This is a genomic window from Streptomyces sp. NPDC044064 (assembly GCF_056434245.1).
In genome coordinates, this window is the sequence record NZ_JBWKFN010000001.1 from 249,275 (window position 1) to 274,630 (window position 25,356).

Annotated in this window: 23 protein-coding genes; 13 read left to right on the forward strand and 10 right to left on the reverse strand. The window is 72.6% G+C overall.

Going from position 1 to position 25,356, the window contains the following annotated elements:
- The first annotated feature begins 102 nt into the window (after positions 1–102).
- The gene (locus tag AC07DS_RS01150; protein WP_479142121.1) at positions 103–1,332 is read left to right on the forward strand and encodes a glycosyltransferase; all 1,230 of its coding nucleotides are present in this window, start codon (positions 103–105) and stop codon (positions 1,330–1,332) included.
- A gap of 3 nt (positions 1,333–1,335) precedes the next feature.
- Here the strand turns inward: AC07DS_RS01150 and AC07DS_RS01155 are convergent, their stop codons facing one another.
- The gene (locus AC07DS_RS01155; protein WP_479141484.1) at positions 1,336–2,361 is read right to left on the reverse strand and encodes an alcohol dehydrogenase; all 1,026 of its coding nucleotides are present in this window, start codon (positions 2,359–2,361) and stop codon (positions 1,336–1,338) included.
- Between the two features lie 144 nt (positions 2,362–2,505).
- Positions 2,506–3,168 carry a TetR/AcrR family transcriptional regulator gene (locus AC07DS_RS01160; protein WP_479141486.1) on the reverse strand — a complete coding sequence of 221 codons (663 nt, stop codon included), beginning with the start codon at positions 3,166–3,168 and terminating at the stop codon, positions 2,506–2,508.
- Between the two features lie 138 nt (positions 3,169–3,306).
- Between AC07DS_RS01160 and AC07DS_RS01165 the strand changes: the two genes are divergently transcribed.
- Entirely contained in the window at positions 3,307–4,560 is a 1,254-nt protein-coding gene (locus AC07DS_RS01165) for a YncE family protein (protein WP_479141487.1), read from the forward strand.
- 55 nt (positions 4,561–4,615) lie between these two features.
- Here the strand turns inward: AC07DS_RS01165 and AC07DS_RS01170 are convergent, their stop codons facing one another.
- Together AC07DS_RS01170 and AC07DS_RS01175 are read right to left on the reverse strand one after the other, a co-directional pair.
- The gene (locus tag AC07DS_RS01170) at positions 4,616–6,472 is read right to left on the reverse strand and encodes a cellulase family glycosylhydrolase (RefSeq protein ID WP_479141488.1); all 1,857 of its coding nucleotides are present in this window, start codon (positions 6,470–6,472) and stop codon (positions 4,616–4,618) included.
- Positions 6,473–6,554: 82 nt separating this feature from the next.
- Positions 6,555–8,585, reverse strand: coding sequence for a GTP-binding protein (locus tag AC07DS_RS01175; RefSeq protein WP_479141489.1), 2,031 nt, complete (start codon positions 8,583–8,585; stop codon positions 6,555–6,557).
- 251 nt (positions 8,586–8,836) lie between these two features.
- Here AC07DS_RS01175 and AC07DS_RS01180 point away from each other — a divergent pair, with 251 nt between their 5' ends.
- The 7 genes from AC07DS_RS01180 to AC07DS_RS01210 all read left to right on the forward strand — a co-directional run bounded on the left by AC07DS_RS01180 (position 8,837) and on the right by AC07DS_RS01210 (position 16,512).
- On the forward strand, positions 8,837–9,319 hold the full coding sequence (locus tag AC07DS_RS01180) for a (2Fe-2S)-binding protein (protein ID WP_479141491.1): 483 nt from the start codon (positions 8,837–8,839) through the stop codon (positions 9,317–9,319).
- Positions 9,316–11,679, forward strand: coding sequence for a xanthine dehydrogenase family protein molybdopterin-binding subunit (locus AC07DS_RS01185; protein WP_479141492.1), 2,364 nt, complete (start codon positions 9,316–9,318; stop codon positions 11,677–11,679). The genes AC07DS_RS01180 and AC07DS_RS01185 overlap by 4 nt, the downstream gene beginning before the upstream one ends.
- Positions 11,676–12,530, forward strand: coding sequence for an FAD binding domain-containing protein (locus AC07DS_RS01190; protein ID WP_479141494.1), 855 nt, complete (start codon positions 11,676–11,678; stop codon positions 12,528–12,530). The genes AC07DS_RS01185 and AC07DS_RS01190 overlap by 4 nt, the downstream gene beginning before the upstream one ends.
- A gap of 15 nt (positions 12,531–12,545) precedes the next feature.
- Positions 12,546–13,421 (forward strand): AAA family ATPase, encoded by an 876-nt coding sequence (locus AC07DS_RS01195; protein ID WP_479141495.1) that lies wholly within the window; start codon positions 12,546–12,548, stop codon positions 13,419–13,421.
- A gap of 203 nt (positions 13,422–13,624) precedes the next feature.
- Positions 13,625–14,761, forward strand: a complete 1,137-nt coding sequence (locus tag AC07DS_RS01200) for a vWA domain-containing protein (RefSeq protein ID WP_479141496.1) — start codon at positions 13,625–13,627, stop codon at positions 14,759–14,761.
- A complete protein-coding gene (locus tag AC07DS_RS01205; protein WP_479141498.1) occupies positions 14,754–15,860 on the forward strand; it encodes an XdhC family protein in 1,107 nt (368 codons plus the stop codon). The genes AC07DS_RS01200 and AC07DS_RS01205 overlap by 8 nt, the downstream gene beginning before the upstream one ends.
- A gap of 16 nt (positions 15,861–15,876) precedes the next feature.
- Positions 15,877–16,512 (forward strand): SRPBCC family protein, encoded by a 636-nt coding sequence (locus AC07DS_RS01210; protein WP_479141500.1) that lies wholly within the window; start codon positions 15,877–15,879, stop codon positions 16,510–16,512.
- A 26-nt stretch (positions 16,513–16,538) separates the two neighbouring features.
- Here the strand turns inward: AC07DS_RS01210 and AC07DS_RS01215 are convergent, their stop codons facing one another.
- Both AC07DS_RS01215 and AC07DS_RS01220 read right to left on the reverse strand, forming a co-directional pair.
- Positions 16,539–17,132, reverse strand: a complete 594-nt coding sequence (locus AC07DS_RS01215; RefSeq protein ID WP_479141501.1) for a GNAT family N-acetyltransferase — start codon at positions 17,130–17,132, stop codon at positions 16,539–16,541.
- Positions 17,129–17,656 (reverse strand): metallophosphoesterase family protein, encoded by a 528-nt coding sequence (locus AC07DS_RS01220; protein WP_479141503.1) that lies wholly within the window; start codon positions 17,654–17,656, stop codon positions 17,129–17,131. The genes AC07DS_RS01215 and AC07DS_RS01220 overlap by 4 nt, the downstream gene beginning before the upstream one ends.
- Positions 17,657–17,756: 100 nt before the next feature.
- Here AC07DS_RS01220 and AC07DS_RS01225 point away from each other — a divergent pair, with 100 nt between their 5' ends.
- The 4 genes from AC07DS_RS01225 (at position 17,757) to rfbC (ending at position 21,498) form a co-directional block, all read left to right on the forward strand.
- Positions 17,757–18,194: a MarR family winged helix-turn-helix transcriptional regulator gene (locus AC07DS_RS01225; protein WP_479141504.1), complete on the forward strand. Its 438-nt coding sequence runs from the start codon at positions 17,757–17,759 to the stop codon at positions 18,192–18,194.
- Positions 18,195–18,230: 36 nt separating this feature from the next.
- On the forward strand, positions 18,231–18,815 hold the full coding sequence (locus tag AC07DS_RS01230; protein ID WP_145882183.1) for a hydrolase: 585 nt from the start codon (positions 18,231–18,233) through the stop codon (positions 18,813–18,815).
- A gap of 126 nt (positions 18,816–18,941) precedes the next feature.
- A complete protein-coding gene (locus AC07DS_RS01235) occupies positions 18,942–20,897 on the forward strand; it encodes a glycosyltransferase family 2 protein (RefSeq protein ID WP_479141507.1) in 1,956 nt (651 codons plus the stop codon).
- A 19-nt stretch (positions 20,898–20,916) separates the two neighbouring features.
- Positions 20,917–21,498 carry a dTDP-4-dehydrorhamnose 3,5-epimerase gene (gene rfbC, locus AC07DS_RS01240; RefSeq protein WP_479142123.1) on the forward strand — a complete coding sequence of 194 codons (582 nt, stop codon included), beginning with the start codon at positions 20,917–20,919 and terminating at the stop codon, positions 21,496–21,498.
- Positions 21,499–21,505: 7 nt separating this feature from the next.
- On the opposite strand, the gene AC07DS_RS01245 is transcribed toward rfbC, so the two are convergent.
- The 4 genes from AC07DS_RS01245 to AC07DS_RS01260 are packed head-to-tail and all read right to left on the reverse strand — an operon-like array spanning position 21,506 to position 25,243.
- Positions 21,506–22,309 (reverse strand): O-methyltransferase, encoded by an 804-nt coding sequence (locus AC07DS_RS01245; protein WP_479141509.1) that lies wholly within the window; start codon positions 22,307–22,309, stop codon positions 21,506–21,508.
- The gene (gene rfbD / locus AC07DS_RS01250) at positions 22,306–23,211 is read right to left on the reverse strand and encodes a dTDP-4-dehydrorhamnose reductase (RefSeq protein ID WP_479141510.1); all 906 of its coding nucleotides are present in this window, start codon (positions 23,209–23,211) and stop codon (positions 22,306–22,308) included. The genes AC07DS_RS01245 and rfbD overlap by 4 nt, the downstream gene beginning before the upstream one ends.
- Complete coding sequence (gene rfbB / locus AC07DS_RS01255) at positions 23,208–24,179, reverse strand: dTDP-glucose 4,6-dehydratase (RefSeq protein WP_479141511.1); 972 nt, start codon at positions 24,177–24,179, stop codon at positions 23,208–23,210. The genes rfbD and rfbB overlap by 4 nt, the downstream gene beginning before the upstream one ends.
- Positions 24,176–25,243: a glucose-1-phosphate thymidylyltransferase gene (locus AC07DS_RS01260; protein ID WP_479141512.1), complete on the reverse strand. Its 1,068-nt coding sequence runs from the start codon at positions 25,241–25,243 to the stop codon at positions 24,176–24,178. The genes rfbB and AC07DS_RS01260 overlap by 4 nt, the downstream gene beginning before the upstream one ends.
- Positions 25,244–25,356: the final 113 nt, after the last annotated feature.

Consider the following 25,356-nt stretch of genomic DNA (forward strand, 5'->3'; position numbering starts at 1 on the left):
AAGTCAACGGCTGCGACAGGCGTGAAGTCGCCGGGCGGGCCGGGTCGTTGGGCCGCCGCGCGGCGCGGCGCCGTCATACTGGCCGCCATGCGGGTTGCCATCATGACGGCGGGATCCCGGGGCGACGTGGCCCCCTACACCGGTCTCGGGTACCGGCTCGGCCGTGCCGGGCACCAGGTCACCCTGGTCACACACGGCTGCTTCGAGCCGCTGGTGGCGGGGTCGGGGGTGCGCTTCCACGCGCTGCCGGTCGATCCGCGCGCGGAGCTGGAGTCACCGCGGGGCCGGGGGCTGCATCGCAGCACCAGCGGCGCCGGAAAGCTGGTGCGGGTGGTCGAGCTGGCCCGGCGGCTGGTCGGGCGGATGACCGACGACCTGGTGGCGGCGGCACGGCAGAGCGATGTGCTGCTGCTGTCGGCCTCCCTGGCACCGCTCGGACATGCCGTCGCCGAGGGGCTGCGACTGCCCAGCATGGGCCTCTATCTGCAACCGCTCGCCCCCACCGAGGAGTTCGCCCCTCCGGTGCTCGGTGGCGGCACGTTCGGGGCGCCGGTCAACCGGCTCGCCGGGCACGGGGTGAACCTCGCCGTGGAGCGCGTCTTCGCGGCGACCGTGCCCGCGGTCCGCGCCCGCCTCGGGCTGCCCCCGGTCGGCGCCGGCTCCGCCCGGCGCGCCCGGGAGCGGCGGCTGTGGCCGGTGCACCACGGCTTCAGCCCGCTGGTGGTGCCAAGGCCCCGGGACTGGCGGCCGGGCCTTGGCGTGTGCGGCTACTGGTGGCCGTACGACTCCGGGACCGGACTTCCTCACAGGCTGCGGGAGTTCCTCGACGCCGGACCGCCGCCGGTGTTCGTCGGGCTGGGCAGCGCCACCGTGCCGGACGCCGGCCGGCTGAGCGCGCAGGTCGTGGCGGCGCTGCGGCGGGCCGGGCTGCGCGGGGTGATCCAGCGCGGCTGGGGCGGCCTCGCGGCGGACGGCGACGACATGCTGACCATCGGTGAGGTACCGCACTCGGCGCTGTTCCCGCGGACGGCCGCCGTGGTCCACCACGCCGGGGCGGGCACGACCGCGGCGGGCCTGCGCGCCGGGGTGCCGGCCGTGCCGGTCCCGATCCAGTTCGACGAGGGATTCTGGTCCGCCCGGCTGGTGTCGCTGGGCGTCGCTCCGGCCGCCGTACCGCTGCGCCGGCTGACCGTCGGCGCACTGTCCACGGCGCTGCTGCGCGCGACGCGCGAGCGGTCGTACGCCGAGCGGGCCCGAGCGCTCGGTGAGCGGATCCGCGCGGAGGACGGGGTGGCGCCGGTGCTGGAGGCGGTGAACGCGCTGGGCGGCTGATCCTCAGCCGTTGGTGAGCACCATGCGGAAGCGGGCGGCGCCGGCCAGCATCTTCTGGAAGGCCTCGTCCGCGCGGTCCAGCGGCACGGGCTCGGTCATCGGGCGGATGCCGTGCAGGGCGCTGAACGCCATGGTGTCCTCGACGTCCTGCGCGGTGCCGGACGGGTGGCCGCGGACGATCCGTCCGCTCATCAGCAACTGGACCGGGGTGATGCCCAGCGGTTCGACGTCCGCTCCGATGACCACCAGCTCACCGCGGTGGGCAAGACCGTCCACGGTGGACGTGATGGCCTCGGAGTTCCCGGCGGTGGCGAGGACGACCTTGGCGCCGCCGAGGGACTGCAGCGCCTCGGCGACCGGGGTGGCGGAGGTGCTGTCGACGTAGTGGTGGGCGCCGAGCTGTTTGGCGAAGTCGGCCTTGTCGGGGCCGCGGGCGATCGCCACGGTCTCGAAGCCCATCGCGACCGCGTACTGCACCCCGAGGTGCCCGAGGCCACCGAGGCCGAGCACGGCCACCAGGTCCCCCGGCCGGGCGGAGCTGCGCCGCAGCCCGTTGTACGTGGTCACGCCCGCGCAGGCCATGGGCCCGGCGTCGCTCGCGGACAGCCCCTCGGGGATCCGGGCCAGGGCGTCGACGGGCGCGATCACCTTCTCGCCGAAGCCTCCGTCGTACGCCCATCCCGGGACCTTCAGGTTCTGGCACACGACGAAGTCCCCCTCACGGCAGGGCACGCAGTGGCCGCAGCTGCCGCCGAACCAGCCGACGGCCACCCGGTCGCCCACCCGCCAGCCGCGCTCATGGGCCCCCGGGCCCAGCTCCTCGACCTGCCCGGCGATCTCGTGCCCGGGCACTTCCGGGAACGTCACGCCCGGTAGTCCCGCGCTCCAGAAGATGGCGTCGCTGTGGCAGATCCCGCAGGCCTCCACGGCGATCCGCACCTCGCCGGGCCCGGGCTGCGGCACCTCCCGCTCGGCCAGCTCGAACGTGCCGCCCGGGGCGGTCACCTGCGCGACTCGGTAGGTACTCATGCGTCACTCCGGAGAACGGGTACGTAGGCCCCCCGGTCCAGCAGACCAGCTCCGGACCGATCCCGCGCGTCGAACCCCGCGAGTCCTGCGATCACACCCACGCTGACCTGGGGAAACGTGTCCCGGTCGGCCCGATCCGGCCGGTCAGCCGGACTCGGGGTGCCAGCCCTGCGGGCGCAGGATGCCCAGCAGTTGGCGGACGAGTTCGTCGACGACCTCGTCCAGGCTCGCGTCCACCCAGCCGGCGCTCCAGTCGTGCAGCAGACCGTTGACGCTGCCGATGAAGGCCGTGGCCGCGAGGCGGTAGTCGCGCGGCGCCGCCTCCCCGCGGGCCACCGCCGCATCCGCCTCCGAGCGGATCAGGTCGACCCAGCGGGCCCGGCGGGCCAGCCGCTGCTCCTCCAGGCGGGCGCTGACGCCGATGATCTCCACGAAGGCGATCCGGATGCGGCGCGGGTCGGAGGTGACGTCGCGGGCGTAGGCGTGGAACAGCACGGCCACCCGCTCGGCCAGCGGCAGCCCCCCGGCCGCCGCGAGCGCGTCCAGCACCGCCCCTTCCGCCCAGCCGTTGACCTCCAGGTGCAGCGCGGCGAGGACGTCCTCCAGGGTGCGGAACTCCTCGTAGAACTGGCGGGTGGACAGGCCCGCGGCCTGGCTCAGCGCGGCGACCGTCGTGGCACGGTAGCCCGGGCTGTCACCGAACGTCTGCAGTGCCGCCTCCAGGAACCGGCGGCGCCGGTCGGCCTTCCGTTCCTCGGCGGACCTGCCGCCGTAGCGGCCCGTCGGCGCCTTGAGCCTCCCCGCCACGCTTCCCCCTCCGTCATCCACCGATGACCAATCTTGTCGTGCACACATCTTGTCGAGAAGGGCGCCCCGTCCTTACTTTTCAGTAAGTTCACTGTGAATCCGCCCGTGTTCAGATTTCCCCGAGGAAAGAGAGCAGTCATGCCTGCCTCCAGAACCAGGCACCTTTGCTCCGTGGCCGCCGCCCTCGTGCTGACCGTCGCCGGACCGGCGACCGCCGCCTCCGCAGCCTCGTCCGACGCCGCGGATCTGCGCGAGGTGCTGTTCGTGGGCAACAACTGGGACGGCACCGCCGATGTCATCAAGTCCTCCGGCGACTTCGCGAAGGTCGGCCGGATCAACGTCGTCCCGGACAAGGACCGGCGGATGGCGGAGATCAACGCGGACCCCATCAAGTGGATCTACTTCATGGCGATCCGCAACAGCGTCGGCGAGGGCCACGACCAGTTCGCCGACGACATGTACTCCACACCCGACGGCAGGTCGGTCGTGGTCTCCCGCCCCAGCTTCGCCGACGTCGTCTCCATCGACCTGGCGACCGGGAAGATCAACTGGCGTTTCCCGGTGTCCGGTTACCGAGCGGACCACATGGCCGTCTCGCCGGACGGCACCCGGGTGGCCGTCTCCGCCTCCACCGCGAACACCGTGCACGTGCTGGACATCGCCACGGGCAAGCAGCTGGGCTCGTTCGCGACCGGCGACAAGCCGCACGAGAACATCTTCACCAAGGACGGCAAGTACATCTGGAACATGGCCATCGGGGACGTCAACACCGCTCTGGACGACCCGGCCTGGGACTGGACCAAGGGCGACCGGCACATCACGGTCGTGGACGCGACCACGTACAAGCAGGTCAAGGTCATCGACATGCGTCAGCGGCTGGACGCGATCGGACTGAAGGACTTCTCCGACGCCGTGCGTCCGGCCGTCTTCTCCCCCGACGAGTCGAAGCTGTACTTCCAGGTGTCGTTCTTCAACGGATTCCTGGAGTACGACGTGGCCGCCGACAAGATCACCCGGGTCAAGACGCTGCCGAAGAACCCGGCGACCAGCGAGGACCGCACCACCTGGGTCAACGACTCGCGCCACCACGGCATCTCGATGAACCCCGCGGGCACCAAGCTGTGCGTCGCGGGCACCATGGACGACTACGCCACGGTGGTGGACCGGGCCACCCTCCAGGAGGGCACACTGGTCCCGGCCTCCAAGCCGTACTGGGCCACGGTCAGCGGTGACGGCAAGGACTGCATCGTCTCCGAGAGCGGCGCCGACCAGGTCACGGCCATCGACTTCGCCACCGGCCAGAAGGTGACGTCGATCCCGGTCGGCGACCATCCGCAGCGCGTCCGGCTGGGGCATGTGCAGGCCGACTGGACGGGGCCCGGCGGAAGCTGAGCCGCTGCCGTGCGGCCTCCGGGGTGCCCCACTCGCCCCGGAGGCCGCAGCGCTGTCAGAAGTGCGCCTTCGCCCAGGAGCTCAGCTCGGAACCGGCGGCGCCCAGCAGGTCCGGCGACGGCGCCGTGGCCCCGTTGGTCACCAGGGCGTAGTGCAGGACGCCGGAGTCCGTGTCGGTGAGCAGCAGCCGGCGGCTGCCGGTGCCGCCCGGCTCGGGGGCCGCGCCGACCGGGGTCCGGGCGGTGTACGCGGGCGGTGCGTACACCGTGCCCAGGTCGGAGACGACCGTGGTCGCCGAGGTGGGGAACGACGCCGGCAGGTGCAGTTCGGTGGGTGCGGTGCCGTCGCCGGAGCGCCACACCAGCAGCCCGTACTGTCCCGAGCCCACCAGCCGCGCCACGTTCGGCAGCGAACTCGGCACCGGGTTCCAGGTCAGAGTGGTCGAACCGTCCCGGGAACGGTCCTCGTAGGTGAAGGCGAGCGTCGAGCCTGCGACGGCGCTCGGGTAGACACGGTCGAGCAGCCGGGCGTCCTGACGGAGGGTCGCGTTCCCGGAGTCGTCGAGCCGCACGGCGGACAGATCCTCGTCGTTCCAGGCGTCGCCGGAGGTGAGGACCTTGCCGGGGTTGCCGTTCATCAGCTCGTGGTGACGGCCGTTGTAGAGATCCCACTGCCACTGCGAGCCGGACAGCACCGGTCCGGAGGCGGCCGGGTTCGTCCACCAACTCGCGCCGGGGAGGCGTGCATCGAGCGCCTGGTACATCGCCTTGAGCACGGTGGGCGCCTTGTCGGACACCGTGCCGGACAGCGGGTGCCCGAACTCGCTGACCACGGCCGCGGTCCCGGCGGCCGAGGCGCGGTCGCGGACCGTGCCGAAGTCGGCGGCGTACTGGCCGTCGGCCGCCTTGCCCCACATCAGGATTCCGGAGATGGCCTTCTGGTCGTAGAAGTGGGTGTTGAAGACATAACGCGGGCCGAGCGTGCCCGCGTCCAGCAGCCCGCCCTCCTGCTTCTGGGTGGAGATGTTCGCGTTCCAGAAGAGGTTGGGCTCGACGAAGGCGGGCTTGTCCTGCCAGCCGGCGGCGTCCATGCGGGCCCGGAACTTCACGTAGAACGGCAGGAGCAGGTCGCGTTCCCAGGTGCGGGAGGTCTGCCCGGAGTCGTAGCTGCCCGCGTACGGCTCGTTGTACGGGTCGAAGCCGACGACGCCCGCGAACTCGCCGTCGGTGAGGTGCTGCTGGAGGTAGGCCATGGCGGTCTGAGCCGTGGCGAGGAAGGCGTCCTGCAGACCGTGGCTGTTGTGCCAGAAGTCGTACTGCGCCTTCTGCACGGCCGCGTTCTGGGTGATGTTCTGCCCCCAGAAGAGGCAGATCCCGCAGGACTCCCTGGGATAACTCCCGGCGTCCACCGCCCACTCGGGCGCTCCGTCGCCCGTGTACCAGCTGCCGGTGTTGAAGAGGTGGCGGGAGTAGAGGTCCTGGTGGAAGTCGGGGTAGACCCGGATGCCCGCGTCCAGGAAGGCACGCATCTGCTCGGTCACCGCGGCCAGGTAGGCGGTGTCCACCTGGCCGCGCGCGGGTTCGGCGTGCGCCCAGGAGAGCAGGAAGCGGACCGCGTCGCCGCCACCGAGGGCGCGCAGCGCGGTCGCCGACCTGCGGGCGTCGGCGACCGAGGCGAAGGGCAGGCCGCCGTTCTCCTCCAGTTTGGTCTCGCCGGAGACGTTGTAGCCGCGCAGCACCACCTCGCGTCCCTGGCCGTCGGTGAAGCGGCCGTTCCGGACGGTGAGCGGGGTGCCGTCGAACCAGAGGGAATCGGCAGGGGTGGCGGCGGTGGCGGGCGGGGCGCCCGCCACCGTCAGGAGTCCGCAGAGGACGACCAGTACAGGAAGCAGACGCGCCCTGATGGTGGACATGTACACCACAGTCCGGGGATGCCAGGAGAGCGTCAATACTACTGACTCAGAAGTAAGTTGACTCTCAGTCAGCACTGCTTCCTCAGTCGCCCACCCGGCGCGTGACGTTCAGCAGGTACTCCTTCCGGTCGAGCGGGTTGTGGTCGGTGCGCGGGCGCTCGGGCAGCGGGCCGCGGGTGACCGGTGCGTAGTGGTCGAAGGCGGACTCCAGCTCGCCCTCGCCCCGGGTCAGCCCCGGCAGCCGCTGCTCCAGTTCATGGACCCGGGCGGCGGGCACGACACCCTCCAGGACACCTTCCTGCCCGTGCGCCTCGGTGCTCTCCGCCACCGCGCCCAGCCGGGCCAGCATCGGCAGCAGGGCGCCCAGCGTGTCCGCCGGGGCCTCGATGCGGAAGCGGTGCATCGGCTCGTACACCTGGGTGCCCGCCCGGCGCAGCGCCTCGGTCAGGACGAGCGGGGTCAGGCAGCGGAAGTCGTAGCCGGTGCTCGACATGCTCTTGTCGAAACCCTGGTGGGCATGGCTCTGCCGGGGCGAGTAGCCGGAGTGGGTCATGGTGACGGTGCAGTCGGGGATCCGCCAGCCGTGCAGGCCCTGGCCGAGTGTCTCGCGGACGGTGTCCTCGACCGCCTTGAAGAAGGCGTAGGGCATGGAGCCCAGCTCCACCTCCAGCCGGAACCGCACGCCGGAGCCGGGCGGGGCGGGGTCGACACGCAGGCCTACCGTCGCCAGGAAGGGGTTGGGGTCCTTCTTGTTGAACTCCACGGCCTGTCCGGCGCCGGCCGGCCGTTCGATGCACAGGGTGGTGGTCTCCCGGAAGGTGACGTCCAGGCCGTACTCGTCGGCGAGGGTGGCCTGGACGACCTCCTTCTGCACCTCGCCGTAGAGGGAGACCGAGGTCTCGCCCCGCAGCTCGTCGTGGCGGACGCCGATGAGCGGGTCCTGTTCGGCCAGCTGGGTGAGCGCGAGGTGCAGGGAGCGCCGGTCCGTACCGGCCCCCGGCACGACGACGGTCTCCAGGGTGGGCGGCGCGAAGTGGTGTTCGTACGCCCGGCCCGGCGCACCGATCGCGTCACCGATCCGGACGCCGCCGAGCCCCCACACCTTGGCGATCCGCCCGGCGCCGACACGGTCCTGCCGGAGGTCGGTGCCGTTCTCGAAGACGGTGAGTGCGGTGATCCGCCCTTCCTCCCGAGCGCCCTTGTCCTCCTTGCCGTCCCTGCCCTCCTTCCGGCCGGCCCCGCCCACCTCGCGACCGTCCCCGAACAGGACCCGCTCGCGCACGTGCAGCGCGCCGGAGAGGATCCGCGCGTAGGCGATCTTCTCGCCCGCCGGGCCCCGTTCGACCTTGAACACCGTGCCGGACAGGGGGCCGTCCGGGTCGCCGGAGGCGGTCGGCAGCAGGCTTTCGATTCCGGCGATCAGCTCGGGCACGCCGGCGCCGGTGATGGCGGAGCCGAAGTAGACCGGGTGGACCAGGCACTGCCGGGTCTGGGCAGCGAGGGCGGCGTGGAGACGGTTGTCGGGGACGCCGCGCGCCACGTAGGCGCGGAGCAGGTCGTCGTCGTGGTCGGCCAGCGTGTCCAGGGCGGACGGGAGCAGGCCGGGGACGAAGCGGGCCTCGCGGGTACCGGGCGCGGCGGCCGCCCCCATGGGCACGAGCGGTACGGACAGCCTGCGGGCCAGGTCGTGCAGGACCGACTCCTCGCGGGCGCCCAGCCGGTCGATCTTGTTGACGAAGACGAGGGTGGGGATGCGCAGCCGGCGCAGGGTCCGCATCAGCACCCTGGTCTGCGCCTGGACGCCCTCGACGGCCGAGACGACCAGGACGGCGCCGTCCAGCACGCCGAGCACCCGCTCGACCTCGGCGATGAAGTCCGGGTGACCGGGGGTGTCGATGAGGTTGACGGTGACCGAGTCCAGGGGGAACGAGACGACCGCCGACTTGATGGTGATCCCGCGCTGCCGCTCCAGCGCGAGGGTGTCCGTCCGGGTGCTGCCGGCGTCGACGCTGCCTACCTCGTCGGTGACTCCGGCCGCGTGCAGCAGCCGTTCGGTCAGGCTGGTCTTACCGGCGTCTACGTGCGCGAGAATTCCGAGATTGAGCAGGTGCACTGAGCGTGATGTCCTTCGGCATGGGTGGGATTCCTTCCTGGGTGGACATGCACGCAGTGCGCATCGCTGGTCCTCTCCGTGTGCCGTCGGGTCAGGGGAAGTGCAGCAGGGCGGCCACTGGACAGCAATGGATTAATGTTCAACAAAACCCGCACCGCAGCACTCGCCGCCTCCAGGGCGCAGCCATAGAGTGACGTACATCACGTCGATCTGGCTGATTCTCGCTCCTGCCCGCACGGCCTGGAGGGCACATGACCCACATCAAGGTGAACGTGGACGGCACGACGTACGAGGACGACGTCGAACCCCGTCTGCTCCTGGCCCACTATCTGCGCGACCGCCTCGGCCTGACCGGCACCCCGATCGGCTGCGACACCTCGAACTGCGGCACGTGCACGGTCGACCTGGACGGGGCGACCGTCAAGAGCTGCTCGGTACTGGCCGTGCAGGCGGACGGCGGCACGGTGACCACCGTCCAGGGGCTGGCCGAGAACGGCGAGTGGACCGCGCTGCAGCACGCCTTCCACGAGCGGCACGCTCTCCAGTGCGGCTACTGCACCCCCGGGATGATCATGGCGGCACGCGATCTGCTGCGCGAGAACCCGCAGCCCACCGCGGACGAGGTCCGGGAGGCCCTGGAGGGCAACCTGTGCCGGTGCACCGGCTACCAGAACATCGTCCGCGCGGTGCTCGCCGCCTCCGGGCAGCAGCTTCCCGAGGAGGCCACGGCATGACCGACCAGGCCGTAGAACACGAGGTGGGCCGGCCCCGGCTGCGCAAGGAGGACGCCCACCTGGTCACGGGCCAGACCAACTGGACCGACAACATCCAGGTCGCCGGGCTGCTGCACCTGGCCGTGCTGCGCAGCCCGATGGCGCACGCCCGCCTCACCCGCGTCGACGTCTCCCCCGCCCTGCAACGCCCAGGTGTCGTCGCGGCGTTCAGCGGTGCCGACCTCGCCGAGGGGATGGGCTCCCTGCCCTGCGCCTGGCCGGTGACCGAGGACATCGTGCACCCCGACCACCCGCCGGTCGCCGTCGACGAGGTCCGCTACGCCGGTGACCCGGTGGCGGTCGTGGTGGCCCGCGACCGGTACGCGGCCGCCGACGCGCTGGAGGCCGTCGAGGTCGACTACGACCCGCTGCCGCCGGTCCTGGACCTGGAGGCCGCCCTGGCGGACGGCGCCCCGCTGGTCCACTCCGACAAGGGCACCAACCACTGCTACACCTGGCCGCTCGCCACCGGCGAGAGCTTCGAGTCGGTGCGGCAGCGCGCCGACGTCACGCTCAAGCGCCGCTACCACCAGCAGCGGCTCATCCCCAACGCCATGGAGCCGCGCGCGGTCGTCGTCACCCCGCTGGCCGCCTCCGGCGAGTACACCGTCTATTCGGCGACCCAGATCCCGCACATCCTGCGGATCATGCTCGCCGTGGTCACCGGCATCCCCGAGCAGAAGCTGCGCGTGGTCGCCCCGGACGTGGGCGGCGGCTTCGGCTCCAAGCTCCAGGTGTACGGCGAGGAGGCCCTCGCGCTCGCCGTCGCGCGCAAGCTCGGCCGTCCGGTGAAGTGGACCGAGTCCCGCTCCGAGGGCTACCTCGCGACCCACCACGGCCGCGGCATGATCCAGGACGTGGAGATCGCCGCCACCAGGGACGGAAAGCTCCTCGGCCTGAAGGTCGACCTGCTGGCCGACATGGGCGCCTACCTGATGCTCGTCACCCCGGGCATCCCGATTCTCGGCGCCTTCATGTACCCGGCGATCTACAAGATGGACGCCTACGAGTTCAACTGCACCGGCGTCTTCACGACCCGCACGCCCACCGACGCCTACCGCGGCGCCGGACGCCCGGAGGCGACGTTCGCCATCGAGCGGATGATGGACGAGCTGGCCGCCGAACTCGGCCTGGACCCGGTGGAGGTGCGGCGCCGCAACTGGATCCGGCACGAGGAGTTCCCGTACACCTCGGTCGCCGGGCTGACCTACGACAGCGGCAACTACGAGGCGGCGACCGAGAAGGCGCTGGCCCTGTTCGGGTACGACGAGCTGCGCGCCGAGCAGCGGCAGCGCAACGAGCGCGGCGACCCCGTACGCCTCGGCATCGGCGTGTCGACGTACACCGAGATGTGCGGGCTCGCGCCGAGCCGGGTGCTGCGCGACCTGCGGTACGGGGCCGGCGGCTGGGAGGCGGCGAGCATCCGCATGCTGCCCACCGGCAAGGTCGAGGTGGTCACCGGCACCAGCCCGCACGGGCAGGGCCACGAGACCTGCTGGAGCCAGATCGCCGCCGATGTGCTGGGCGTGCCGTTCGAGGACGTCGAGGTGGTGCACGGCGACACGCTGGCGGCCCCCCAGGGCATGGACACCTACGGCTCGCGGTCGCTGGCGGTCGGCGGCGAGGCCGTGCACCGGGCGGCCACGAAGGTGGTCGAGAAGGCGCGGAAGGTCGCCGCGCATCTGCTGGAGGCGAGCGAGCAGGACCTGGAGTTCACGAACGGCGTGTTCTCGGTGAAGGGCTCCCCGGAGGCGCAGAAGACCATCCAGGAGATCGCCTTCGAGACGTTCACCTCGCACGACCTGCCCGACGGCGTCGAGCCGTCCATCAACGCCGAGACCCTGGTCGACCCGGAGAACTTCTCCTACCCGCACGGCACCCACCTGTGCGCGGTCGAGATCGACACGGAGACCGGGCAGACACAAATCAGGTCGTACGTCTGCGTCGACGACGTCGGCCGGGTCGTCAACCCGATGATCGTCGAGGGACAGGTGCACGGCGGCCTCGCGCAGGGCATCGCGCAGGCGCTGTACGAGGAGGCCGTGTACGACGACGAGGGCAACCTCGTCTCCGGCACGATGGCCGACTACCTCGTGCCGTCGGCGGCGGACCTGCCGGAGTTCGTGACCGACCGGACGGAGACCCCGGCGGCCTCGAACGCCATGGGGGTCAAGGGAGTCGGCGAGGCCGGGACGATCGCGTCGACGCCCGCCGTGGTCAACGCCGTGGTGGACGCGCTCAGGCCGCTGGGCGTGCACGACGTGCGGATGCCCTGCACCCCGGAGCGGGTGTGGCGAGCGGTGAGGGAGGCGTCGGCATGATTCCCCCGGTGTTCGAGTACGCCCGTCCGACCAGCGTCGACGAGGCGGTCCGCGCGCTCGCCGACGCGGGCGAGGAGGCGAAGGTGCTGGCCGGCGGGCAGAGCCTGCTGCCGCTTCTGCGGCTGCGGCTCGCCTTCCCGGAGCTGGTGGTGGACGTGGGCCGGATCCCCGAACTGCACGGGGTCCGCGAGGTCGGCGACGCGCTCGTCATCGGCGCGCTGACCACGCACCACGACGTGATCCGTGACCCGCTGGTGCGCCGGCACGCCGGTCTGCTCGCGGAGGCGACGGCCACGGTCGCCGACCCCGCGGTACGGCACCGGGGCACCCTCGGCGGCTCGCTCGCGCACGCCGATCCCGCCGGCGACCTGCCCGCGGTGCTGCTGGCGATGGACGGCGAGATGGTCGTCGCCGGGCCGGACGGGCGCCGGACGATCCCGGCCCGGGACTTCTTCGTCGACTACCTCCAGTCGGCCCTGGCCCCCGACGAACTCCTGGTGGAGGTGCGGGTGCCGAAGGCGGACGGCTGGGGCTTCCACTACGAGAAGTTCCACCGGGTCGCGCAGGCGTGGGCGATCGTCGGCGTCGCGGCGCTCGTACGGCGCGACGACGGACGGATCGCCGAGGCGCGCATCGGACTGACCAACATGGGCACCACCCCGCTGCGGGCCACGGCGGCCGAGGAGGCGCTGTCCGGTGCCGATGGTCCCGAGGCCGTGGCACGGGCCGCCGAGGCGGCCGCCGAGGGCACCCGGCCGGCGCAGGACCTGTCGGCCTCGCCCGAGTACCGGGAGCACCTCGCACGGGTGCTGACCAGGCGGGCGGTGCTGACCGCCGGCGGAATGGGGTGAGCGCCGATCACCCGCATGGACGACCCGGAGCAGGTGCGGGCCCGCCTGGAGGAGACGGGGTACCTCGTCGACGAAGGGCTCGGCGTCACCTGCTTCCTGGCACTGAGGCTGCACCGGCCGCTCTTCTGCGAGGGCGACGCGGGCGTGGGCAAGACCGCGCTCGCGACCGCCCTGGCCGCGGCGCTCGACGCGCCGCTGATCCGCCTGCAGTGCCACGAGGGCATCGACGCCTCCCAGGCCCTGTACGACTGGGACTTCCCGCGCCAGCTGCTGCACCTCAGGGCCGCCGAGGCGGCGGGCGTCCAGGACGCCGACCGGCTGGAGAGCGAGCTGTACGACCGGCGTTTCCTCATCGCCCGGCCGCTGCTGCTGGCGTTGCAGACGCAGCCGTCGGTGCTGCTGGTCGACGAGATCGACCGGGCCGACGACGAGTTCGAGGCGTTCCTGCTGGAGCTGCTCTCCGAGTACTCCGTCACGATCCCGGAGCTGGGCACCCTGCGGGCCGAGGAGCCGCCGGTGGTCGTGCTGACCTCGAACCGGACCCGGGAGGTGCACGACGCGCTGAAACGGCGGTGCCTCTACCACTGGTTCGACCATCCCTCCTTCGCCCGCGAACTGGCCATCGTGCGCACCCGGTTGCCGCAGGTGTCGGCACGGCTGGCCGAGCAGGTCACCGCGCTGGTGCAGGCGCTGCGGGGCGCGGACCTGCTCAAGCCGCCCGGGGTGGCCGAGACGATCGACTGGGCCGAGGCCCTCGACGCGCTGGGCGCGAACGAGGTGGACGCGGAACTGGCCGTGGCGACGCTGGGCTCGGCGCTGAAGTACCGGGAGGACGTGGACCGGGCGCGGGCGCTCGATCTCACGGCGGTCCTGGCGGCGCGGGGGACGTGATGGCCATGGCCGGACCGGGACGCGGGGGAACGCGGACTTCGGGGACCGGGGGCGGAGATCGGCCTTGGGACGGACCGGAAGACGTCACCCGCGCCGGTCCGCCGACGCCCGGCACGAGCGGACCCTCCGGTGCCGGGGACCGGCCCTCGGGCCGACCGGCGGATGTGTCGGCCGGAGCGGGCGGGGCCGTAGGGGCGGATGCCGTGCTGCTCGGGTTCGTGCGGGCGGTGCGGGCCGCCGGGGTCGACGCGAGCACCGAGCGGGCGTACGCCTTCCTGCGTGCCGTGGACGTGCTGCGGCCCGGCGTGCGGGCCGACGTGTACGTGGCGGGGCGGGCGACGCTGTGCGGCGGCCACGACGACCTGGAGCGCTACGAGCGGGTGTTCGCCGCCTACTTCGGGCCCTCGGACGAGCCCGCCCGGCAGGCGGCGCGGCACGCTCCCCCGCCCCGGCTGCGGCTCGTCGTGCGGGACGCGCCCGCCGGGAATCGCGCCCCGGGCGAGAGCGAGCCTTCCGGACCGCCGACGGCCGCGCTCGCCAGTGCCACCGAGGTGCTGCGGCATCGCGACGTCGGCGAGCTGGACGCGACCGAACGCGCCCATCTCAACCGGCTGCTGGCCGCGTTCGCGCTGTCCGGGCAGACCCGTCGCTCCGCGCGGCGGCGGCCGGCCCGGCGCGGGGCCGTGGACCCGCGCCGCACCGTACGGGAGCTGCTGCGGCGGGGCGGTGAGCCGGCCCGGCTGCGGCGGCACGCGCGCGTGCAGCGGCCCCGCCGGATCGTGCTGCTCGTCGACGTGAGCGGGTCGATGGCGCCGTACGCCGACGCACTGCTCAGGTTCGCGCACGCGGCTGTGCGCGGGGGCCGCACGGAGGTGTTCACGATCGGCACCCGGCTGACCCGGGTGACCCGGGAACTCTCGCACCGCGACCCGGACCTGGCGATGGCCGCGCTGGCGCAGGCCGTCCCCGACTGGCGCGGCGGCACCCGGCTGGGCGAGCTGCTGCGCGAGTTCCTCAACCGCTGGGGACAGCGCGGCATGGCGCGCGGCGCGGTCGTCGTCCTGCTCTCGGACGGCTGGGAGCGCGATGACCCGGAGCTGCTCGGCGCGCAGATGCGCCGTCTGCACGGACTGGCGCACCGGGTGGTCTGGGCGAACCCGCGCAAGGCACGCCCGGGTTACGCGCCCCTCGCGGCCGGGATGGCGGCGGCCCTGCCCAGCGTGGACGACTTCGTCGAGGGGCACAGCCTGGCGGCACTGGAGCGGCTGGCCGCGGTGGTGCGCGGGGCGGAGGCCGAGAGGGTCCCGGTGGTCCGGGTGAGAGGAGCGGAGCGTGCGTGAGATTCTGCCGGCGCTGGAGCGCTGGTACGCGGCCCGGATCCCGTTCGGTCTGGCGACGGTCGTCGCGGTCAGCCGCAGCGCACCGCGCGGACCCGGCGCCGCCATGGCGGTGGGGGCGGACGACGAGGTCGTGGGAAGCGTGTCCGGGGGCTGCGTGGAAGGGGCTGTGTTCGAGCTCGCGCAGGAGGTGGTGGCGAGCGGCGAGGCCCGGCTGGAGACCTTCGGGTACAGCGACGAGGACGCGTTCGCGGTCGGGCTCACCTGCGGCGGCGAGATCACCCTGCTGGTACGGCCCGTGACGTCCGCGACCGACCCGGCGTTCGGGGCGGTCGCCACGTCCGTCGCCGCGGGTGAGCCCGTGACCGTCGCCACGGTGGTCGACGGGCCCGCCCCGCGCGGGGCCACGCTGGCCGTCTGGCCGGGCACCGAGGCCGGCACGCTCGGCACGGCCGGGCTCGACGTCGCGGTCACCGCCGACGCGCGCGGCGAACTCGCCCTCGGCGCCTCGGCGCTCAGGCACTACGGGCCGCACGGCGAGCGCCGCGAGGACGCGGTCACCGTGTTCCTGCAGTCGTTCGCACCACCGCCGCGCATGCTGGTCTTCGGCGCGATCGACTACGCGGCCTCGGTGGCCCGCATCGGCGACTTCCTCGGCTACCGGGTCACCGTGTGCGACGCCCGCCCGGTCTTCGCCACGCCCAAGCGCTTCCCGGCGGGCGTGGAGGTCGTCGTCGAATGGCCGCACCGCTACCTCGCGAGTACCGAGACCGACGAGCGCACGGTGATCTGCGTCCTCACCCACGACCCGAAGTTCGACGTGCCGCTGCTGGAGGAGGCGCTGCGCCGGCCGGCCGCCTACATCGGGGCGATGGGCAGCCGCCGTACCCACGACGAACGGCGCGCCCGGCTGACCGAGACCGGTCTCACCGAGGCCGAGCTGTCCCGGCTGCGCTCGCCGCTCGGGCTCGACCTCGGCGCCCGTACGCCCGAGGAGGTCGCCGTGTCCGTCGCCGCCGAGATCGTCGCCCTGCGCTGGGGCGGCAGCGGCTCGCCCCTGACCACGACCGCGGGGGCCATCCACCCACGTGCCACAGCCTGAGTGCGAGGAGGAAGTCATGGAGCTGCACCACGAGTTCACCGTCCCGGTCGCGGTCGACGACGCCTGGCGCGCGCTCCTCGACATCGAACGCGTCGCGCCCTGTCTGCCGGGCGCGGTGGTGGAGGAGTACGACGGCACGACCGTGACCGGCTCGGTGAAGGTCAAGGTCGGCCCGGTCACCCTGACCTACCGGGGCACCGCGGTCTTCGAGGAGCAGGACGAGGCGGCGCACCGGATGGTGCTCGTGGCGAGCGGCCGGGAGACCCGGGGGCAGGGCACGGCCCGGGCGACCGTCACCGGCGCGCTGAGCGGACGCGACGGCGGTACTGCGGTGTCGGTGCGGACCGATCTGACGGTGACCGGGCGCCCCGCGCAGTTCGGCCGCGGCCTCCTGTCGGAGGTGGGAGACCGTCTGGTGGGCCAGTTCGCGGCATGCCTCGCCGAGCGGCTGACCGAGCGTCCCCCGCAGATCACCGGCATCGACGAGCAACCGGAGCCGCCCGCCGAGGAGGAGGCGGCCGAGCCGCTCGACCTCCTGCGAGCGGCCGCGGTACCGGTGGCCAAGCGGGCCGCGGAGGCGGCCGTGGTGCTCGCCGTGCTGGTGATGGTCGCCGCGGGGGCACGGCGGTGCAGGCGGGCCCTGCACCGGTAGTCGTCGCCCCGCCTCCCCCGCGGGGATCAGACGCCCTTTGCCACCAGTGCGTGCAGATGCTCGTCGTGCCAGCCGTCGGCGTGCAGCAGGGAGGAGCGCATCGTGCCCTCGAAGGCGTAGCCGGCCTTCTCCGCGACGCGACAGGACGCCGGGTTGCCGACCGCGTGGCACAGCCGCAGCCGGTGCAGGCCCAGGTCGTCCAGCGCCCACCGGCTCAGCCGCCGGGCCGCCTCGACGACGATGCCGCCGCCGCGCGACTCGGGCAGCACCCAGTACATGATCTCGGCGTTGCCGCCCGCCAGACTGATGTCGTGGAACCCGGCGAGCCCCTGGGGCGGGCCGCCGGGCCGGGCGATCGCCCATACGGCGCCGGTCTCGGCGCGCCACCGCTCGTGCATGCGCTCGATCCGGGCCCGGGCCTCGTCACGGGTGCGGACGGAGAACAGGTTCCACAGCTGGATCGCCCGGTCCGACCCGGCGGTGAGCAGCGCGTCGGCGTCGGCGTCCTCGGTCCGCCAGGGCCGAAGCTCCAGACCGCCCGGGAGTCCGAGGACGGGCTGGTCGCACTCGGCCATGCTGCCCGCGGGTACGACGTCGGGTATGTCGTAGTCGGAGATCATCGACGCATCGTGCCACAGGCCGGCCGGCGCGGGGGCAGCCGTCGCAGAGTGACGTCGGTGAGCGTGCCGTCGGTGAGGGTCGCCGTGAGGTAGGTGCAGTGCGGCCGGCGGCGGCGGTCGGTCGGGGAACCGGGATTGAGCAGCCGCAGCCCGCCGGGGCCGACGGTGTCCCAGGGGATGTGGCTGTGCCCGAAGACCAGCACGTCCAGGTCGGGGAAGCGGGCGGCACAGCGGGCCTCGCGGCCCTGCGCGGGGCCGGTCTCGTGCACCACGCCGAAGCGCAGGCCGCCCAGTTCGGCGTACGCCACCTCGGGGAGCCTGGCCCGCAGCTCGGGGCCGTCGTTGTTGCCGTACACGCCGACCAGCCGGCGGCTGCGGCTCTCCAGCAGGTCGAGAGTGGCGGTGTCGACCCAGTCCCCGGCGTGGAACACGACGTCCGCGTGCGGGAGTTCGGCGAGCAGCTCGTCCGGGAGCCGCTTGGCGCGCTTAGGGAGGTGGGTGTCCGACATCAACAGGAGGCGCACGCCATCAGCGTATGCGGCCTGGAGGCGCACCCGATACTATTCAGGCATGACTGAACAGTTTCAGCTGGACAGCCTCCCCTGATGGTTCTACGCTGACGGCATGGCTCACATCTCGGACTCCGCCATCCGCACCGCGCGCGACCTGCGCGTGGTGTTCAGCCGGCTGCGGCGCCGTATCCGCGAGGTCGCGCAGGACTCCGACCTGACCCCGTCGCAGGAGTCGGCGCTCTCCCTCGTCGGCAAGCACGGCGCGGCCACGGCCAGCGCCCTGGCGGCCGCGGAGGGCGTGCGGCCCCAGTCGATGGCGGCCACGCTGGCCGCCCTGGAGCAGCACGACCTGATCCGGCGCGCCCCGGACCCCGACGACGGCCGCCGCCAGCTGATCACCCTGACCGAGGCCGGCCTGGCCCGGGTCGAGGGCAACAGACAGCTGCGCGAGGAGTGGCTGGCCCGCGCCTTCGAGGACCGCTACACCGAGGAGGAGCGGCAGACGGTCCTCAGCGCCCTTGAACTGCTGGAACGGCTCTCGCAGCCGTGAGACCGAAACCCACCCCCCGAAAGGCCTGATCGACCCATGTCCGTCAGCACCCTCGACCCCCGCACCGCCCTCGTCGTCATCGACCTGCAGAGCGGCATCGTGGGCATGCCCACCCAGCCGCACGCCGCAGCGGACGTGGTGGCCCGTACGACCGAGCTCGCCGACGCCTTCCGGGCCCGCGACCTGCCCGTGGTCCTGGTCCGGGTCTCCTTCGCACCCGACTGGGCGGACGCCGTCCCCGGCCGGACCGAGCGCCAGGCACGCGGTCTCGCCTTCCCGGCGGGCTGGGACGTCATCGTCGACGAACTGTCCGGCCACCCCGGCGACATCCACGTCACCAAGCACAACTGGAGCGCCCTGCACGGCACCGACCTGGATGTCCAGCTGCGCCGCCGCGGCGTCACGCAGATCGTGCTGACCGGCATCGCCACCAGCATCGGTGTCGAGTCCACCGCCCGCGACGCCTACGCCCACGGCTACCACGTCACCCTCGCCACCGACGCCATGGCCGACAGCGACGCCGAGGCGCACCGGGGCAGCGTGGAACGGATCTTCCCCCGGCTCGGCGAGAGCGGTACGACGGCGGAGATCCTGGAGCTGCTCGCCAAGACCCACGCCTGACCGGCCAGTTGGGAAATCCCTTGTGCGGGCGGACGTCCGTCCGCGCAAGGGCCCGGGTTAACATTCGGCCACGCGCACCGTGCCACCCAGGCGACGGAAAGCGAACCAAGGGGGCTTGGAAGCCGGATGCCGGTCAAGGTCAGCGTCGTCGTGCCCGTGTACAACCCCGGGCCGTACATCGAGGACTGCGTCGCCTCGCTGCTGCGACAGTCGCTGCCCCCCGAGGAGTTCGAGGTCCTCTTCGTCGACGACGGCTCCACCGACGCCACTCCGGCCCGGCTGGACGCGCTCGCCGCCGAGCACCCGCACATCAGGGTCGTCCACCAGGAGAACTCCGGCTGGTCCGGCAAGCCCCGCAACGTGGGCATCGAGGCCTCCCGGGGCGAGTTCGTGATGTTCGTCGACAACGACGACCACCTCGGCGACGAGGCCCTGGAGCGGATGTACGAGTACGGGGTCGCCCACAAGGCCGACGTGATCGTCGGCAAGATGGCCGGGAAGGGCCGCCCGGTGCCGGTGGAGCTGTTCCGCCGCAACCACCCGTACGCCACGGTGGACAACGCCCCGCTGATCGACAGCCTCACCCCGCACAAGATGCTCCGGCGCTCCTTCCTGGACCGCACGGGGCTCAGGTTTCCCGAGGGCCGGCGGCGCCTGGAGGACCACGTCTTCATCACCGAGGCCTATCTGCGCGCCGACAACGTCTCGGTACTGAGCGACTACGTCTGCTACTACCACGTCAAACGCGAGGACGCCGCCAACGCCGGTATCCAGCGCTTCGAGCCGGCCGGCTACTTCAAGAACCTCCGTGAGGCCCTGGACGTCGTCGAGCGGTACACCGAGCCGGGCCCGCTGCGCGACAGACTGCTGCGCCGCTGGCTCCGGGTGGAGCTGGTCGAGCGGATGAGCGGGCCCCGGCTGCTGGCCCTGCCGGACGACTACCGGCGCGAGCTGTTCCGGGAGATGCACGCGCTGGTCCTGGAGCGCTTCGGCCCCGGCGTCGCCCCCGGGCTGCGGCCGGGCGGGCGGGTCGTCGCCGCGCTGATCCGGGACGACCGTTACGACGACCTGGTCGCCTACGCCGAGTGGGAGGCGGGCGTCCGTCCCGAGGCCGCCCCGACGGGCGTCGAGTGGCAGGACGGGACCCTGCGGGTGCGGTTCAGCGCCGAGTTCACCGACGCCGACGGCCCGCTGGCCGTGCGCCCCGACGGGCCGCGGCCTCCCGCGGACGGTGCGCCCGCCGACCTCGCCGAGGCGGTGTCCTGGCTGGCCACGGCCGCCGCCGACGGCTTCGAGCAGGCGACCGCCGACCTGATCCTGCGCGAGCGGGAGAGCGCCGCCTCCTTCTTCCAGCCCGTGGAGGTCACCCGGGAACGCGTGGCGGCCGGGGACGGCCGGACCCGGCTGGTGCTGCGCGGCACGGCCACCGTCGACCCCGCCACGGCGGCGGGCGGCGCCCCGCTGCACGGCGGGCTGTGGGATGCCTACGTACGGGTCGGTCTCGGCGGCTGGACCAAGGAGAGCCGGCTGGGACCAGGCCCGGCGCAGGGACTCGCGCTGCCGCCCGCCGGTATGTTCGGCGCCGTCCGGCTCGTGCTGCCGTACTGGACGAAGCAGTACCGCAACCTCTCCCTGGACGTCGACCGGGCCGTCAGGTCACTGGGCCTGCACCGGCTCACCCCGGCGGACGCGGCCGTCTCGGACGCCGAGGTGCTGACCGTCGCGCTGCCGTTGTACGTCCCGGACACCACCGAGGTCCTGGTGCGGCTCAAGGACGGCGCGTCGCACCGCAGCGTCGACCGGGCCTCCGTGCTGACCCCCGCGAACGGCGAGCGGTCGCTGCTCGAGGTGCGGCTGCCGGTGCCGCTCCTGAGGAACGCCGGGTGGCGGGCGGCACTCGTGCTGCCCCGGGACGGCGGGCAGGAGCGCGCGCTCGGCCTGCCGCTGCTGTTGAAGGTGGGCCGCAGGCCCGGTGCGGTGGAGGTGACGCCCACGGCGCCGCCCGGCCTCCCGCAGCGGCTGCTGCGCGCGGCACGGCGCCTGCTGGGAGCGGCGCCGAAGAAGACGACCGGGAAGGTGTGACGGAGTGCGGCAGCTGGGCATGGCGGACACCTGGGTGCTGGAGCCCAAGGCGTTCCCGGACGAGCGGGGCAGCTTCCACGAGTGGTACCGGGGCGAGGAGTTCCGGGAGGCCACCGGTTACGACCTCGCACTCGCCCAGGCCAACTGCTCGGTGTCCCGGCGGGGCGTGCTGCGCGGCGTCCACTTCGCCGACGTACCGCCCGGTCAGGCCAAGTACATCACCTGTGTGCGCGGTGCCGTCCTGGACGTCGTGGTGGACCTCCGTGTCGGCTCGCCCACCTTCGGGCAGTGGGAGGCCGTACGTCTCGACGACGGCAACCGGTACGCCGTGTTCCTCGCTGAGGGCCTCGGGCACGCCTTCATGGCGCTGACCGACGACGCGGCCGTGGTGTACCTGTGCTCGGCCGGGTACGCACCGAAGCGCGAGCACGCCGTGCACCCCCTCGATCCGGGGCTGGGCATCGCCTGGCCGGAGGGCATCGAGCCGGTCCTGTCGGCCAAGGACGCCGAGGCGCCCACCCTCGCCGAGGCGGAGCGGTCCGGGCTGCTGCCCACCTACGCGGACTGCTCCGCCCACTACGAGCGGCTGCGCGGCCGGTAGGCCGGGTTCAGCGGTCGGCGCCGTACGGGGACACCGCGCGGCGCAGCTGCTCCCAGCCGCGGGAACGCCCGGTCCCCCGGTTGCGGGCCGCGACGAGCGGCTTCCAGAAGCCCGCGCCGAGGAACTCCTCCGGTTCGACGGCCGTGGTGCGCCCCAGGACGGACTCGGGGACCTTCTGCGGGTCGGGCACCTCGAACTCCGCGACGATCTCGTCGTAGTTGTCCTTGAGCGCGGTGTTCTCGGGGTCGGCGCCGAAGACCACCAACTGGCCGGTGGGCGCGGTGTCGACCAGGACCGTCACCAGGTCGGGGCGGTGCCGGCGCAGGATCTCGACGAGCTTGTAGACGTCCCCGGTCCAGGCGTTGGTGTGCCGGTCACGGGCGGCCTCGTCGATGTTGCGCGGCAGCATGTCGTCGAAGACGATCACGCTTGCCCAGCCGGAGTGGCCCTCGATGTTGATGAAGTCCCGCAGCGCGTACTCGAACAGATGCATGCCGTCGATGAACGACAGGTCCAGCGTGGTGCGCTTCCAGTAGCCGAAGGGGCTGCGGTTGCGGGCCAGGTTGCGCAGCGGGTGGCGGCCGCCCCGCAGGTGCGCGAGGGGATTGTCGCGGGCGAAGAAGTCGTCGCTGGTCGCCTTCGCCAGGTGCACGTCGCAACGGATCTCCGTGACCACCTTGAACGCCGGGTCGATCGCGATGCTGGGCACCCGGGACAGCGTCAGGCTGCGGCCGTCGTTGACGCCTATCTCCAGGTAGTTGCGGTTCGCGGTGACCTTGTGGAGCTCCCGCAGGAACTCGTGCCGTTTCACTGGGACATCTCCTTGCGGATGAGAGGCAGGGCTTCGGACAGGGCGGACCGCCAGTCCCGCGGCGGCGCCAGACCGGCCTCCCGCCAGCGGGCGTGCCCGAGGGCGCTGTAGGCGGGTCGGGGCGCGGGCCGGGTGAAGGTCCGGCCGTCGGTGGGGCGCACCCGGTCCGGGTCGGCGCCGGCCAGCCGGAACACCTCGCGGGCCAGCTCGTACCAGCTGCACTCGCCGGAACCGGTGGCGTGGAAGACGCCGTGCGCGGCGGTGGCTCCCAGGTCGGCGATCCGGGCGGCCACGTCTGCGCTCCAGGTCGGCTGCCCGCGCTGGTCGTCGACGACGTCGACGGTGTCGCGGCGGGCCTCCAGTTCGAGCATCGTGCGCACGAAGCTGCGGCCGTGGACGCCGTACAGCCAGGCGGTGCGCACCACGGCCGCGGCGCCCGGAAGCTCGGCCAGGACGGCCCGCTCCCCGGCGAGCTTGGTGCGGCCGTAGGCGGTGCGCGGCGCCGGCGGGTGGTCCTCTGGGTAGGGGGTCATGGGGGTCCCCCCTGTTCGAGTGGAGCCGGGAGCCTCGGGGAGGGGCTCGCCGGAGAAGACGTAGTCGGTGGAGACGTGGATCAGACGGGCGCCGTGCCCGGCGCAGGCGCGGGCGAGCAGCCGGGGGCCGTCGGCGTTGACGCGCAGGGCGCGTGGCTCGTCGCTCTCGGCGTCGTCCACGGCCGTGTAGGCGGCGCAATTGACGACGACGTCGGGGCGCTGGGCGTCGAACGCGCGCCGCACGGCGGCGGGTTCGGTGATGTCGAGCGCCGCCCGGTCGAGTCCGGTGACCTGCTCGCCGCGGTCCAGCAGTTCCTGCACGGTGTCGTGGCCGAGCATCCCGCCCGCGCCGGTGACCAGCCACCTCATCGTGCACCCTGCTGCTTCAGCGGCTGCCACCAGGCGCGGTTGTCCCGGTACCAGGCGACCGTGTCGGCGAGCCCGGTGGTGAAGTCGCGGCGCGGACGGTAGCCCAGTTCGTCGCGGGCCTTGCTCCAGTCGACCGAGTACCGCAGGTCGTGGCCCTTGCGGTCGCTCACGTACTCGACCCGGCCCCAGCCGGCGCCGCACGCGTCCAGGAGCAGGCCGGTCAGGTCCCGGTTGCTCAGCTCGGTGCCGCCACCGATGTTGTACACCTCACCGGACCGGCCCCTGGTGCGCACCAGGTCGATGCCCTGGCAGTGGTCGTCGACGTGCAGCCAGTCGCGGACGTTGCGCCCGTCGCCGTACAGCGGGACGTCCAGGCCGTCCAGGAGGTTGGTGACGAAGAGCGGGATCACCTTCTCCGGGAACTGGTGCGGGCCGTAGTTGTTCGAGCAGCGGGTGACCCGGACGTCCAGCCCGTGGGTGCGGTGACAGGCCAGGGCCAGCAGGTCGGAGGACGCCTTGGACGCCGAGTACGGGGAGTTGGGGGCCAGCGGGTGCGTCTCCGGCCAGGAGCCGCACTCGATGGAGCCGTAGACCTCGTCGGTGGAGATGTGCACGAACGGGCCGACGCCGTACCGCAGCGCCGCGTCCAGCAGGGTCTGCGTCCCCACCACGTTGGTCAGGACGAACTCCCCCGCCCCCTCGATGGACCGGTCGACGTGCGACTCGGCGGCGAAGTGCACCACCTGGTCGGCCTGCGCCATCAGCTTGTCCACCAGGGCCGCGTCACAGATGTCGCCCCGGACGAGGTCGAGCCGGGGATGACCGGAAGGCAGGTTGGCCGGTGTGCCGGCGTAGGTCAGCTTGTCCAGCACGGTGATGCGGGGCGCGTCGGGCGAGTCGTCGGCGAGGAGCGTGCGGACGTACGTGGAGCCGATGAACCCGGCGGCGCCGGTGACGAGGAGGTTCATGAACGTATCTGCACCTTGCTGTGGTCTCCGAGAACCAGACGGTGGGCGCTGGGGACTCCGGCGGCCGGGGTGACCTCGACGTGCCGGCCGATCAGCGAGGACTCGATCCGGCCCACCCCGGCGATGGAGGAGTCCCGCAGCACGATGGAGAACTCCAGTTCGCTGTCGGTGATCCGGCAGTTCTCCGCGATCGAGGTGAAGGGGCCGACGTAGGAGTCGCTGACGACGGTCCCGGCTCCTATGACGGCCGGGCCGACGATCCGGGAGTGGGTGATCCGCGCGCCCTCCTCGATCACCACCCGGCCGACGGTCTCCGACGCCGCGTCCACCTCGCCGTCGATGCGCCGCCGCACGCCTTCGAGGACGGTCCGGTTGACCTCCAGCATGTCGTCGACGTTGCCGGTGTCCTTCCAGTACCCCTCGATGACCGTGCAGCGCACGTCGGCCCGCGCGTCGATGAGGTGCTGGAGGGCGTGGGTGATCTCCAGCTCACCACGCCAGGACGGGCGGATGGCGCGTACGGCCTCGTGGACCGCCGGCGTGAACAGGTAGACACCGACGAGCGCGAGATCGCTCCTGGGGTGCTCCGGCTTTTCCTCCAGGGCGATCACCTGGCCGTCCGCGTCGAGTTCGGCGACGCCGAAGGAGCGCGGGTCGGGGACGTGGGTGAGGAGGATCTGGGCGTCGGGGCGGTCGGCTCGGAACTCGTCGACGAGGTCGCGGATGCCGCCGACGACGAAGTTGTCCCCGAGGTACATCACGAAGTCGTCGTCGCCGAGGAAGTCCCGGGCGATCAGCACCGCGTGGGCGAGTCCGAGGGGGCGCTCCTGGGGGATGTAGGTGACGTCGAGGCCGAATTTCGACCCGTCGCCGACCGCCTCCTCGATCTCCGCCGCGGTGTCTCCGACGATCATCCCGACCTGGGTGATCCCCGCTTCCGCGAGGGATTCGAGGCCGTAGAACAGCACGGGCTTGTTGGCAACCGGCACCAGCTGTTTCGCCGAGGTGTGCGTGATGGGGCGCAGTCGGGTACCGGCTCCGCCGGAGAGGACCAGAGCCTTCATCGGCCCCACCCTAACGGCGATCGTCCGGATCGGACCTTCGTTTGTCCTACCGGTTTGTCACGACGCTGTGGCTCTGGTGCCGTCGGCGGTTCATGTGGTGTCCATGCGATAGC

What these genes read in the sequence shown, in the direction of transcription:
- AC07DS_RS01230 (WP_145882183.1), top strand. Translation starts at nt 18,231, where the DNA reads ATGTCCGTCAGCACCCTCGACCCCCGCACCGCCCTCGTCGTCATCGAC.
- AC07DS_RS01155 (WP_479141484.1), bottom strand. Translation starts at nt 2,361, where the DNA reads ATGAGTACCTACCGAGTCGCGCAGGTGACCGCCCCGGGCGGCACGTTC.
- AC07DS_RS01260 (WP_479141512.1), bottom strand. Translation starts at nt 25,243, where the DNA reads ATGAAGGCTCTGGTCCTCTCCGGCGGAGCCGGTACCCGACTGCGCCCC.
- AC07DS_RS01195 (WP_479141495.1), top strand. Translation starts at nt 12,546, where the DNA reads ATGGACGACCCGGAGCAGGTGCGGGCCCGCCTGGAGGAGACGGGGTAC.
- AC07DS_RS01235 (WP_479141507.1), top strand. Translation starts at nt 18,942, where the DNA reads ATGCCGGTCAAGGTCAGCGTCGTCGTGCCCGTGTACAACCCCGGGCCG.
- AC07DS_RS01170 (WP_479141488.1), bottom strand. Translation starts at nt 6,472, where the DNA reads ATGTCCACCATCAGGGCGCGTCTGCTTCCTGTACTGGTCGTCCTCTGC.
- AC07DS_RS01190 (WP_479141494.1), top strand. Translation starts at nt 11,676, where the DNA reads ATGATTCCCCCGGTGTTCGAGTACGCCCGTCCGACCAGCGTCGACGAG.
- AC07DS_RS01210 (WP_479141500.1), top strand. Translation starts at nt 15,877, where the DNA reads ATGGAGCTGCACCACGAGTTCACCGTCCCGGTCGCGGTCGACGACGCC.
- AC07DS_RS01185 (WP_479141492.1), top strand. Translation starts at nt 9,316, where the DNA reads ATGACCGACCAGGCCGTAGAACACGAGGTGGGCCGGCCCCGGCTGCGC.
- AC07DS_RS01150 (WP_479142121.1), top strand. Translation starts at nt 103, where the DNA reads ATGACGGCGGGATCCCGGGGCGACGTGGCCCCCTACACCGGTCTCGGG.
- rfbB (WP_479141511.1), bottom strand. Translation starts at nt 24,179, where the DNA reads ATGAACCTCCTCGTCACCGGCGCCGCCGGGTTCATCGGCTCCACGTAC.
- AC07DS_RS01180 (WP_479141491.1), top strand. Translation starts at nt 8,837, where the DNA reads ATGACCCACATCAAGGTGAACGTGGACGGCACGACGTACGAGGACGAC.
- rfbD (WP_479141510.1), bottom strand. Translation starts at nt 23,211, where the DNA reads ATGAGGTGGCTGGTCACCGGCGCGGGCGGGATGCTCGGCCACGACACC.
- AC07DS_RS01165 (WP_479141487.1), top strand. Translation starts at nt 3,307, where the DNA reads ATGCCTGCCTCCAGAACCAGGCACCTTTGCTCCGTGGCCGCCGCCCTC.
- AC07DS_RS01215 (WP_479141501.1), bottom strand. Translation starts at nt 17,132, where the DNA reads ATGATCTCCGACTACGACATACCCGACGTCGTACCCGCGGGCAGCATG.
- rfbC (WP_479142123.1), top strand. Translation starts at nt 20,917, where the DNA reads ATGGCGGACACCTGGGTGCTGGAGCCCAAGGCGTTCCCGGACGAGCGG.
- AC07DS_RS01225 (WP_479141504.1), top strand. Translation starts at nt 17,757, where the DNA reads ATGGCTCACATCTCGGACTCCGCCATCCGCACCGCGCGCGACCTGCGC.